We start from the raw sequence: 11,482 nt of genomic DNA, 5'->3' as shown, positions 1-11,482 counted from the left end.
GATTATCGTTATCTATCTTATTTGGCTATGTTAGCATGTGCGCCCATGGAATGGGTAGAAATAGACTCAAGGCTTTGTCATGAATCAAAAATCCTGGCTGCTTAACCTCAGCCTGTTGAAAACGCACCCGGCGTATCGCGCCGTTTTTATCGCTCGCTTTATCTCCATTTTGTCCCTCGGCCTGCTCGGCGTCGCCGTGCCGGTACAGATCCAGACCATGACGCACTCCAGCTGGCTGGTGGGGCTATCCGTCACCTTAACCGGCGGGGCGATGTTTATCGGGCTGATGGTCGGCGGCGTGCTGGCGGATCGCTACGAGCGTAAGAAGCTGATCCTGCTGGCGCGCGGCACCTGCGGGGTGGGCTTTATCGGGCTGTGTCTGAACGCCATGCTGCCGGAGCCGTCGCTGTTGGCGATTTATGCCCTTGGTTTGTGGGACGGTTTTTTCGCCTCGCTCGGCGTGACGGCGCTGCTGGCGGCGACGCCCGCGCTGGTGGGGCGCGAGAACCTGATGCAGGCGGGGGCGATCACTATGCTCACGGTACGCCTCGGCTCGGTGATTTCGCCGATGGTCGGCGGCCTGCTGCTGACTACCGGCAGCGTGGCGTGGAACTATGGTCTTGCAGCGGCGGGCACCTTTATCACCACCCTTACGCTGCTGCGTCTGCCGCTCCTGCCCCCGCCACCGCAGCCGCGCGAGCACCCGCTGAAGTCCCTGATGGCCGCGATTCGTTTTCTGTTCAGCAACCCGCTGATTGGCGGCATTGCACTGCTCGGCGGCCTGCTGACGATGGCGAGCGCCGTGCGCGTGCTTTACCCGGCGCTGGCGGGCGAGTGGCAGATGAGCGCCTCAGAGATTGGCGTGCTGTACGCCGCCATTCCGCTCGGTGCGGCCTGCGGGGCGCTGACCAGCGGTAACCTGGCCCAAAGCGCGCGTCCGGGCTTGATTATGCTGGTGGCGACGCTGGCCTCGTTTATCGCCATCGGCTTCTTCAGCCTGATGCCGGTCTGGGCGTTGGGGGTGATGTGTCTGGTGATTTTCGGCTGGCTGAGCGCGGTCAGCTCACTTTTACAGTACACCCTGATCCAGACCCAGACGCCGGAAGGGATGCTGGGGCGTATCAACGGCCTGTGGACCGCGCAGAACGTGACGGGCGATGCGATTGGCGCGGCGATCCTCGGCGGGCTGGGGGCGATAATGACCCCGGTGGCGTCGGCGAGCAGCAGCGGGTTTGTGTTAGCGATGGTTGGCGCGATCTTACTGGTGGTGCTGGTGGAATTGCGGCGGTTCAGGCAGGAGGTCGTGTTGAACGACGGTGCGGCCTGATGCCCTCACCCCGGCCCTCTCCCACGGGGAGAGGGAGGGAAAATGCCTACTTAAACAACGCATTCAATCTGTCTAACACCAGCATCGCGCTGTAATAATCCAGGCGGAACGTCTCCGTTCCCAGCGCCCAGACGCGTTTGTTTTTCACCGACGGTAAATGCGCCAGCAGCGGGTTGGCGTAAATCGCATTCACGTCTTTCTCGTCGCCGGCAAACACGAAGAGCCCTTCGCCGTTCAGCCCCGTCGCCAGATTTTCTCCACCCAGCTGAATAATGTCGTGACGCTTGCCCTGGCTTTTTGAGGTGTGCAGCCCATCGGGTAACGCCGCCAGCGTAAAGCCCAACTGGTGTAACAGCTTGCCCTGCGCCGATTCTGTCGTCCACAGGTTCGCCGTGTGCGCGGCGGCGGTGTAGACGATGGCATTCACCGGCTGCGGCGGCAGTTTCATCTGCTGTTTCACTTGCGCGAGCTGTTTATCGAACGCGGCGATGCGTTCAGCGGCCTGTTTCTCATGCCCGGTCATCGTGCCCAGCTGGGTCAGCAGTTCCTGCCAGCTTTTGTCGTCGTAATTGATGATAAGCGTCGGGGCGATGGCGGAGAGCTGATCGTACAGCGCCAGCGCGGAATCCCCGCCGGTGGCGCTGATTAGAATCAGGTCCGGCATCTGGGCGGCCACCGCTTCGGCGCTCGGCTCGCCGATGTACAGCCGGGCAACCTTACGTTGTTTTGCAATATTCCCCCACTGGCGCAGGAAACCCTGCGCGTCCGCCACGCGGTTGTTGGGCGTGGTCGCACCGCTGGCAATGACCGGCGCGTCAATGGCCAGCAGGGAGCCGGTTAAGGTCACGCTGGTGGAGACAATGCGCGTCGGCTTGCTCTCAAGCGTGTGCACGCCGCGGCTGTCGGTCACCTGACGCGGCCAGTCGTCGGCGGCGGCTGAGGTTAGTCCTAAAACAAAAAGTCCTGTCAGAAGAAGGGCATTGCGGCAAACGGCAGCGATTTTCACAGAGCGGCATCCTGTTTTTATTGAAGATAATGCTTCTCATTTTCATGGTTGCCGGGAAGGGATGCAAGCGTTTGTCGCACAAGTTAATTGCCCGACGGTTGACAGCGGCGCGCTGTGGGATTAGGTTAGCCGACGAAAATATAAATGATAATCATTATTGCTTCTTTTATCATTTTAAGGAGGATGATATGGACACGTCCCTGGCTGAGGAAGTTCAGCATACCGCGACCACGCTGCAATCAGACAGCTTTTTCTTTATGTCGCCTTACCGCAGTTTTACCACGTCCGGCTGTTTTGCCCGTTTTTCTGAACCCGCCGTCGGCGGTAACGATCCGGCGGGGTTCTTTCAGCAGAAACTGGCTCAGGCTTTCAGAAATGCGAAAAATAGCGGCATTGCCCATCCGGTAATGGTAGGGGCGATTCCCTTCGATACCCGCAAACCGTCGTCGCTGTTTATTCCGCAGCGCTGGCAGACCTTCTCTCGTCCTGCGCGTCAGCAGACCGCACGCTACGCCTCCGGCGCACAGACGCTGAACGTGCAACAACGCACCGAGATCCCACCGCAGCCGGTTTTTGAGGAGATGGTCGCCCGCGCCGCGTCGCTTACCGCCACGCCGCAGGTGAATAAGGTGGTGCTGTCGCGCCTGATTGATATCGCTACCGACAAAACCATCGATAGCGGTGCGCTGATGGAGCGCTTGATCGCTCAGAACCCGGCGAGCTTTAACTTCCACGTGCCGCTGGAAGATGGCGGCGTGCTGCTGGGCGCCAGCCCGGAGCTGCTGCTGCGTAAAGAGGGCGCGCACTTTAGCTCCCTGCCGCTGGCAGGCTCCGCGCGGCGTCAGCCGGACGATGTGTTGGATCGCGAGGCGGGCAATAAGCTGCTGGCCTCTGAAAAAGATCGTCACGAACACGACCTGGTCACCCAGGCGATGAAAACCATTCTGGAACCGCGCAGCCATCATCTGAGCATGCCGTCTTCCCCGCAGCTCATCACCACGCCGACGCTGTGGCATCTGGCGACGCCGGTTGAAGGTGACGCGCGCGAGAACGAAAACGCCCTGACGCTCGCCTGCCTGCTGCACCCGACCCCGGCCCTGAGCGGCTTCCCGCATCAGGCGGCTAAAGAACTGATTGCCGAGCTGGAGCCGTTTGACCGCGAGCTGTTCGGCGGCATCGTCGGCTGGTGCGACAGCGAAGGTAACGGCGAGTGGGTGGTGACCATCCGCTGCGCGCGTCTTCACGAAAATACCGTTCGCCTGTTTGCCGGCGCGGGCATTGTGCCTGCCTCCTCCCCGGTGGGCGAGTGGCGCGAGACGGGCGTGAAGCTCTCCACCATGCTTAACGTGTTTGGTTTGCACTAAGGAATACCCATGACCATCCCTTTTACCCGCTGGCCTGAGGATTTTGCCCGCCGCTACCGTGAAAAAGGCTACTGGCAGGATCTGCCCCTGACCCACATCCTGACGGACCATGCGCAAAGCGATGCGGTCGCGATTATCGACGGCGATCGCCACATCACCTACCGCGCGTTGAATGAGGCGGTGACGAATCTGGCGTCTGCCCTCCAGGCGCAGGGGCTGCATCGCGGTGAGACCGCACTGGTGCAGCTCGGCAACGTGGCCGAGTTTTACATCACTTTCTTTGCGCTGCTGCAAATTGGCGTCGCGCCGGTCAACGCGCTCTTTAGCCATCAACGCAGCGAACTGAACGCCTACGCGGTGCAGATCAAACCCGCCGTGCTGATTGCCGATCGCGACCACGCCCTGTTCGCGGGCGACGAATTTCTCAATACGTTTATCGACGAGCATCGCTCGGTGCGCGGGGTACTGCTGCGTGGCGATCGGAGCGATCGCGCGCTGGAAGCGGCGATTGCCCGTCCGGCGGATAATTTTATTCCTAACCCGACGCCCGCCGACGAAGTGGCATTCTTCCAGCTCTCCGGCGGCAGCACCGGCACGCCGAAGCTGATCCCGCGTACGCATAACGACTACGACTACAGCATCCGTCGCAGCAACGAAATCTGCGGTATCACTGCGCAGACTCGCTATCTGAACGCGCTTCCCGCAGCGCACAACTACGCCATGAGCTCGCCAGGATCGTTAGGCGTGTTCACGGCGGGCGGCTGCGTGGTGCTGGCGAACGATCCGAGCGCCACGCTCTGCTTCCCGCTGATTGAGCAGCATCAGATCAACGTGACGTCGCTGGTCCCTCCGGCGGTGAGCCTCTGGCTGCAGGCGATTGCCGACGGCGCGGGGAACGCGCAGCTGAAATCCCTCAAGCTGCTCCAGGTAGGCGGCGCACGGCTCTCCGCCACGCTCGCGGCGCGTATCCCGGCGGAAATCGGCTGCCAGCTGCAACAGGTGTTTGGCATGGCGGAAGGGCTGGTGAACTACACCGCCCTCGACGATGCGCCGGAACGCATCATCAACACTCAGGGCCGTCCGATGTGCCCTGATGACGAAGTGTGGGTGGCGGACGAGGACGGGAATCCGCTCCCGCGCGGGGAAGTCGGACGTTTGATGACGCGCGGCCCGTACACCTTCCGCGGCTATTTCAACAGCCCGGAGCACAACGCCAGCGCCTTTGATGCCAACGGTTTTTACTGTTCCGGCGATCTGATCGCCATCGACGAGCAGGGCTACATCACCGTGCAGGGTCGCGAGAAAGATCAGATTAATCGCGGTGGCGAAAAGATTGCCGCCGAAGAGATCGAAAACCTGCTGCTGCGCCACGAAGCGGTGATCCACGCCGCGCTGGTGAGCATGGAGGACAGTCTGCTGGGCGAAAAAAGCTGTGCGTATCTGGTGGTGAAACAGCCCCTGCGTGCGGTTGAGGTGCGTCGCTTCCTGCGCGAGCAGGGCGTTGCCGAATTTAAGCTGCCGGACCGCGTGGAGAGCGTGGATGCGCTTCCGCTCACGCCGGTCGGCAAAGTTGATAAGAAACAGTTGCGCCTGTGGCTTGCTGAACGCGCCCGGGGCTGAGGAACAGAGAATGGCCATTCCAAAATTAACCGCTTACGCGCTGCCAACCGCCGCAGAGCTGCCGACCAACAAGGTGAACTGGGCGTTTGAGCCGGAGCGCGCCGCGCTGCTGATCCACGATATGCAGGAGTATTTCCTGAACTTCTGGGGCGAAAATAGCGACATGATGCAGCAGGTGGTGGCGAACATCGCTAAACTGCGCGCGTACTGCAAAGAACACAATATCCCGGTGTACTACACCGCGCAGCCGAAAGAGCAGAGCGATGAAGACCGTGCCCTGCTGAACGACATGTGGGGGCCGGGCCTGACCCGCTCGCCTGAGCAGCAGCGCATCGTGGCTGAACTGACGCCGGACGAAGCGGACACCGTGCTGGTGAAGTGGCGCTACAGCGCGTTTCACCGCTCGCCGCTGGAGCAGATGCTGAAAGAGACCGGCCGCAACCAGCTGCTGATTACCGGCGTGTATGCCCACATCGGCTGCATGACCACCGCCACCGACGCCTTTATGCGCGACATCAAACCGTTCTTTATCGCCGACGCGCTGGCGGATTTCACCCGCGACGAGCACCTGATGTCGCTGAAATACGTGGCCGGACGTTCGGGCCGCGTGGTGATGACCGACGAGCTGTTGCCGTCCGTTCCGGCAACGAAAGCCGCGCTGCGCGCGCTGATCCTGCCGCTGCTGGACGAGTCCGACGAGCCGATGGATGACGAAAACCTGATCGACTACGGTCTGGACTCGGTGCGCATGATGACGCTGGCCGCCCGCTGGCGGAAGGTGCACGGCGACATCGACTTCGTGATGCTGGCGAAAAATCCGACCCTCGACGCCTGGTGGGCGCTGCTCTCCCGTGAGGTGAAGTGATGGCGGAGCTCGATTTTACCGGTAAAACGGTTTGGGTAACGGGCGCGGGTAAAGGTATTGGCTATGCGACCGCGCTGGCCTTTGTGGAGGCGGGCGCGCGGGTGACCGGGTTCGATCTGGCCTTTCCACAGGACGATTATCCCTTTTCTACCGAAACGCTGGACGTGGCGGACGCGGCGCAGGTGGGCGACGTCTGCGGGCGTTTACTCGGCACCCTTGAGCGCCTTGACGTGCTGGTTAACGCTGCGGGCATTCTGCGTATGGGGGTGACGGACGAGCTCTCGCTGGAGGACTGGCAGCAGACCTTTGCGGTTAACGTCGGCGGCGCGTTTAACCTGTTTCAGCAGACGATGGGCCAGTTCCGCCGTCAGCAGGGCGGGGCGATAGTGACCGTAGCCTCCGACGCGGCGCACACCCCGCGCATCGGCATGAGCGCCTACGGCGCGTCGAAGGCAGCGCTGAAAAGCCTGGCGCTGACCGTCGGGCTGGAGCTGGCGGGCAGTGGCGTGCGCTGTAACCTGGTGTCGCCGGGCTCAACGGATACCGACATGCAGCGCACCCTGTGGAAAAGCGACGACGCGGAACAGCAGCGTATTCGCGGCTTTGGCGAGCAGTTTAAGCTCGGCATTCCGCTGGGCAAAATCGCCCGTCCGCAGGAGATTGCCGCGACCGTGCTGTTCCTTGCGTCCGATGCCGCCAGCCATATTACCTTGCAGGATATCGTGGTGGACGGCGGCTCCACGCTGGGGGCGTGATGATCTGGAAACGTCATTTGTCCCTCGACGAACTGAACGCCACCAGCCAGAACACGATGGTGGCGCACCTGGGCATCGTCTATACCCGCCTCGGGGACGACACGCTGGAAGCGGAGATGCCGGTGGATGCGCGCACCCATCAGCCGTTTGGCCTGCTGCACGGCGGCGCCTCGGCGGCGCTGGCGGAAACGCTGGGCTCAATGGCTGGTTTTCTGATGACCCGCGACGGGCAGAGCGTGGTCGGCACGGAGCTGAACGCCACGCACCACCGCGCGGTGTCGCAGGGCAAGGTGCGCGGCGTGTGTCAGCCGCTGCATCTGGGGCGTTCCAGCCAGAGCTGGGAGATCGTGGTGTTCGACGAGCAGGGGCGGCGGTGCTGCACCTGTCGGTTGAGCACGATGGTGCTGGGGTAAGTCATTCAGCTGAAAGTGATCGGCTTAACACTGTAGTGTAAATCTCTGGTTTGACCACGCATTATTGCGTTTCAAAGTTGTTAAATTTTATCCGTTGTTCTAGAAACAAAATGTAACATCTCACTGTTTCACAACAACGGATAACAGCTATGAACAACTCAGGGAAATACCTTACGTGGGCGGCGCTCTCCGTTGTGGGAGCCTTTGCCCTGGGCTACATTGCCCTTAATCGGGGGGAGCAGATCAATGCGCTCTGGATCGTCGTCGCCTCCGTCTGCATTTATCTCATCGCGTACCGTTTTTATGGCCGCTATATCGCAAAGACGGTACTGGGCGTAGACGGCACGCGCATGACGCCTGCCGTTCGCCACAACGACGGGCTGGACTACGTGCCGACAGATAAAAAAGTGCTGTTCGGTCACCATTTCGCGGCGATTGCCGGTGCAGGCCCGCTGGTGGGGCCGGTGCTGGCGGCGCAGATGGGCTACCTGCCGGGGATGATCTGGATCCTCGCGGGGGTGGTGCTGGCGGGCGCGGTGCAGGACTTTATGGTGCTGTTCGTCTCCACCCGCCGCGACGGTCGTTCGCTGGGCGAGCTGGTGAAAGAGGAGATGGGGGCAACCGCCGGGGTTATCGCGCTGGTGGCGACCTTTATGATCATGGTGATCATCCTCGCGGTGCTGGCGATGATCGTGGTGAAAGCGCTGACCCACAGTCCGTGGGGCACCTACACCGTCGCCTTTACCATTCCGCTGGCGCTGTTCATGGGGATCTACATTCGCTACCTGCGCCCCGGGCGCATTGGTGAAGTCTCTGTCATTGGCCTGGTGTTCCTGGTATTTGCCATTATCTCCGGCGGCTGGGTGGCGGAAAGCCCGACCTGGGCACCGTTCTTCGACTTTACCGGCGTGCAGCTGACCTGGATGCTGGTGGGCTACGGCTTTGTGGCGGCGGTGCTGCCCGTGTGGCTGCTGCTGGCCCCGCGCGATTATCTCTCAACCTTCCTGAAAATCGGCACCATCGTCGGGCTGGCCATCGGCATTCTGATTATGCGCCCGACCCTGACCATGCCTGCGCTGACCAAATTCATCGACGGTACCGGCCCGGTCTGGACTGGTAACCTGTTCCCGTTCCTGTTTATTACCATCGCCTGCGGTGCGGTGTCGGGCTTCCACGCGCTGATTGCCTCCGGGACGACGCCGAAGATGCTGGCGAATGAAAATCAGGCCTGCCTGATTGGCTACGGCGGCATGCTGATGGAGTCCTTCGTGGCGATTATGGCGCTGGTCTCCGCCTGCATTATTGATCCGGGCGTTTACTTTGCGATGAACAGCCCGATGGCGGTACTGGCCCCGGCCGGCACCGTTGACGTGGTAGCGTCGGCCGCGCAAGTGGTGAGCGGCTGGGGCTTTGCCATTACCCCGGAAACGCTGACGCATATCGCTAATGAGGTGGGCGAGCAGTCAATTATCTCCCGCGCGGGTGGGGCACCGACGCTGGCGGTGGGCATGGCCTACATTCTCCACGGCGCGCTGGGCGGGCTGATGGACGTCTCGTTCTGGTATCACTTCGCCATTCTGTTCGAGGCGCTATTTATCCTGACGGCGGTGGATGCGGGTACGCGTGCGGCGCGCTTTATGCTCCAGGATCTGCTGGGGGTGATCTCGCCAAACCTGAAGCGGACCGATTCGCTCCCGGCTAACCTGCTGGCGACGGCGCTGTGCGTGCTGGCGTGGGGCTACTTCCTGCATCAGGGCGTGGTCGATCCGCTGGGCGGGATCAACACCCTGTGGCCGCTGTTCGGTATCGCCAACCAGATGCTGGCGGGCATGGCGCTGATGCTCTGTGCTGTGGTGCTGTTCAAGATGAAGCGCCAGCGCTACGCGTGGGTGGCGCTGGTACCAACCGCGTGGCTGCTGATCTGTACCCTGACGGCGGGCTGGCAAAAAGCCTTCAGCCCGGACAACAAGGTGGGCTTCCTGGCCATCGCCAACAAGTTTCAGGCGATGATCGACAGCGGTAAGATCCCGGCGCAGTACACCGAGTCACAGCTGTCGCAGCTGGTGTTCAACAACCGTCTGGATGCCGGGCTGACCATCTTCTTTATGGTGGTGGTTGTGGTGCTGGCGTTGTATTCTCTGAAAACCGCGCTGGCGGCGCTGAAGGTCGACACGCCGACGGCGAAAGAGACGCCGTACGAGCCCATGCCTGAAAACCTGGACGAGATTGTGACCCAGGCGAAAGGGGCGCATTAACCTGTGTGCCGGGTGGCGCTAGCGCTTACCCGGCCTACATTTCCAGTGAGACCAGAATGATGTTCGACACCCTCTCCAAAGCAGGTAAGTACCTGGGCCAGGCCGCCAAAATGATGATTGGCGTGCCGGATTACGACAACTACGTCGAGCATATGCGCGTCAACCATCCTGACCAGACGCCGATGACCTACGAAGAGTTTTTCCGCGACCGCCAGGACGCCCGCTACGGCGGCAAGGGCGGGGCGAAGTGCTGTTAACCCTCTTTCGGTAAATAGAGGCTGATCTGCTCCTGCTTGCAGCCATAAATTGCCGCCAGCTTTTCGCGGGTGCGCTTTTGCGGACGGGAGTCCAGCGCTTCAAGCTGTGATACAGCGGACTGGGTGATGCCAAGTTTCTCAGCGACCTCCTGCTGGGACATGCCGCGCAGAATGCGCCATGCGGCCTGTAGGCTGACGTTCTCGTTATGCATGACGTCGCACACTTCCCCTGGTAAACCTACGTTATCGTAGATATCTGATTCGTAAGGGATGTCTTCCCAGTCGTTTTCATCATCGTCATCATACTCAAGCATGGCTAAACGCATGCGAAAATATTCATCGTAGGGAATGACAACATACTGTTTTTTTCCTTCTTCATCCTTGATGAACTGAATAGTCATATTCCGTATGCTCCTCATGAAGGTAGGTGGTGGTTGTCCGGCGTTTTACCGCCACTACGTAACAGGTATCACCCGGCGGGTTTCCGAAGGTGTAAATGACCCTGTAATCACCTAATCGCAACCTGTAGTGGTTTTCGGGAGAAGATAATTTCTTGATATCCGCGACAGGTGATGTTTTATCATCCATCTTCTCCAGCCTGAATTTAATGCGGTTCTGATATCGCGTATCGATTTTAGAAAATTGCTTCTCTGCTGTTTTTGACCACACGATCTTCATCCGTACCTCCACTGTACGCCCACACAAAATATAAGGAAATAATAAGACTATTAGATAAATTCCGAATTTCTTATGGGGTACTGTAGAGCGGAGAAAAACCGTGAGAAAGCGGCAAAACGCAAACCGTCGAGGCGGTTCGGAAACGCCTCTGCCGGTCGACAGAGGCTTGCAGGAAAAATGCGATCAGGCGTTCAAACCGCCGTCGACGTCCAGACCGGTGCCTGAGATCTGCCCGGCTGCCGGGCTGGCGAGGAAGGTGACCGCCGCCGCGACGTCTTCCGGCTGGCCGTAATGACCCAAAGCAATAAGCTGACGCTGTGAGTCAGCCTGTTCACCGTCCTCCGGGTTCATATCGCTGTTGGTCGGGCCGGGGTGCACCAGGTTCACGGTGATGCCGCGTGGACCCAGATCGCGGGCCAGACCGCGGGTCAGGGAGTTCAGTGCAGATTTGGTCATTGAGTAGACGGCAATCCCCGGCTGCGCCACGCGGTTTGCCAGGCAGCTGCCGATGTTGATAATGCGCCCGCCGTCGGACATGTGTACCAGCGCTTCCTGAATGGCGATCACCACGCCGCGGATGTTGACGTTGATGAGGGCGTCGATGTCCGCCAGCGTCATGGACTCCAGCGGGCCGCCGCGCGCGATACCGGCGTTATTGACCAGGATGTCCAGCCCGCCGAGAGAGCGTGCCGCATGGGTGACGGCATCCTGAATCGCCTGCGCGCTGGCGCTGTCCGCCTGAATGGCCTCGCCGTGCCGCCCCAGCGCCTTAATTTCATCGGCGACCGCCTGGGCTTTATCGGCGGATTTTTCATAGGTGATGACCACATCGGCACCGGCGCGCGCCAGCGACAGGGCAATCGCTCGACCCAGCCCGCGGCTGGCGCCGGTAACCAGCGCCTTTTTACCTGTTAAATCGATCTGCATGATGACCTCGTTACG

The 11,482-nt window shown here is 60.6% G+C and carries 12 protein-coding genes; 8 read left to right on the top strand and 4 right to left on the bottom strand.

The window, feature by feature from the left end; translation table 11 throughout:
• Window positions 1-79: 79 nt before the first annotated feature.
• Window positions 80-1,327 (top strand): enterobactin transporter EntS, encoded by a 1,248-nt coding sequence (gene entS / locus A3466_RS03570; RefSeq protein WP_063449415.1) that lies wholly within the window; start codon window positions 80-82, stop codon window positions 1,325-1,327.
• A gap of 46 nt (window positions 1,328-1,373) precedes the next feature.
• Here entS and fepB read toward each other — a convergent pair whose 3' ends face one another.
• Complete coding sequence (fepB, locus tag A3466_RS03565; protein ID WP_063449414.1) at window positions 1,374-2,333, bottom strand: Fe2+-enterobactin ABC transporter substrate-binding protein; 960 nt, start codon at window positions 2,331-2,333, stop codon at window positions 1,374-1,376.
• 188 nt (window positions 2,334-2,521) lie between these two features.
• Between fepB and entC the strand changes: the two genes are divergently transcribed.
• From entC to A3466_RS03530, 7 genes are all read left to right on the top strand, one after another.
• Window positions 2,522-3,697 (top strand): isochorismate synthase EntC, encoded by a 1,176-nt coding sequence (gene entC, locus A3466_RS03560; RefSeq protein ID WP_063449413.1) that lies wholly within the window; start codon window positions 2,522-2,524, stop codon window positions 3,695-3,697.
• 9 nt (window positions 3,698-3,706) lie between these two features.
• Window positions 3,707-5,317 (top strand): (2,3-dihydroxybenzoyl)adenylate synthase EntE, encoded by a 1,611-nt coding sequence (gene entE / locus A3466_RS03555; protein WP_063449412.1) that lies wholly within the window; start codon window positions 3,707-3,709, stop codon window positions 5,315-5,317.
• 10 nt (window positions 5,318-5,327) lie between these two features.
• Window positions 5,328-6,182, top strand: a complete 855-nt coding sequence (locus A3466_RS03550; protein WP_063449411.1) for an isochorismatase — start codon at window positions 5,328-5,330, stop codon at window positions 6,180-6,182.
• A complete protein-coding gene (entA, locus tag A3466_RS03545; protein WP_063449410.1) occupies window positions 6,182-6,937 on the top strand; it encodes a 2,3-dihydro-2,3-dihydroxybenzoate dehydrogenase EntA in 756 nt (251 codons plus the stop codon). The genes A3466_RS03550 and entA overlap by 1 nt, the downstream gene beginning before the upstream one ends.
• Window positions 6,937-7,350, top strand: coding sequence for a proofreading thioesterase EntH (gene entH, locus A3466_RS03540; protein ID WP_063449409.1), 414 nt, complete (start codon window positions 6,937-6,939; stop codon window positions 7,348-7,350). The genes entA and entH overlap by 1 nt, the downstream gene beginning before the upstream one ends.
• Window positions 7,351-7,499: 149 nt before the next feature.
• Window positions 7,500-9,605, top strand: a complete 2,106-nt coding sequence (gene cstA / locus A3466_RS03535; protein ID WP_063449408.1) for a pyruvate/proton symporter CstA — start codon at window positions 7,500-7,502, stop codon at window positions 9,603-9,605.
• 59 nt (window positions 9,606-9,664) lie between these two features.
• Window positions 9,665-9,862 (top strand): YbdD/YjiX family protein, encoded by a 198-nt coding sequence (locus tag A3466_RS03530; protein ID WP_006809671.1) that lies wholly within the window; start codon window positions 9,665-9,667, stop codon window positions 9,860-9,862.
• On the opposite strand, the gene A3466_RS03525 is transcribed toward A3466_RS03530, so the two are convergent.
• The 3 genes from A3466_RS03525 to A3466_RS03515 form a co-directional block, all read right to left on the bottom strand.
• A complete protein-coding gene (locus tag A3466_RS03525) occupies window positions 9,859-10,263 on the bottom strand; it encodes a helix-turn-helix domain-containing protein (RefSeq protein WP_063449407.1) in 405 nt (134 codons plus the stop codon). The genes A3466_RS03530 and A3466_RS03525 overlap by 4 nt on opposite strands.
• Entirely contained in the window at window positions 10,238-10,540 is a 303-nt protein-coding gene (locus A3466_RS03520; RefSeq protein ID WP_063449406.1) for a type II toxin-antitoxin system RelE family toxin, read from the bottom strand. Before A3466_RS03520 ends, A3466_RS03525 begins: the two co-directional genes overlap by 26 nt.
• A gap of 183 nt (window positions 10,541-10,723) precedes the next feature.
• A complete protein-coding gene (locus A3466_RS03515; protein ID WP_028012303.1) occupies window positions 10,724-11,467 on the bottom strand; it encodes an SDR family NAD(P)-dependent oxidoreductase in 744 nt (247 codons plus the stop codon).
• Between the last annotated feature and the right edge of the window lie 15 nt (window positions 11,468-11,482).

The organism is Enterobacter genomosp. S (genome assembly GCF_001631805.1).
Lineage (GTDB): Bacteria > Pseudomonadota > Gammaproteobacteria > Enterobacterales > Enterobacteriaceae > Enterobacter > Enterobacter quasihormaechei.
This window is presented reverse-complemented; position numbering and strand designations above follow the sequence as displayed.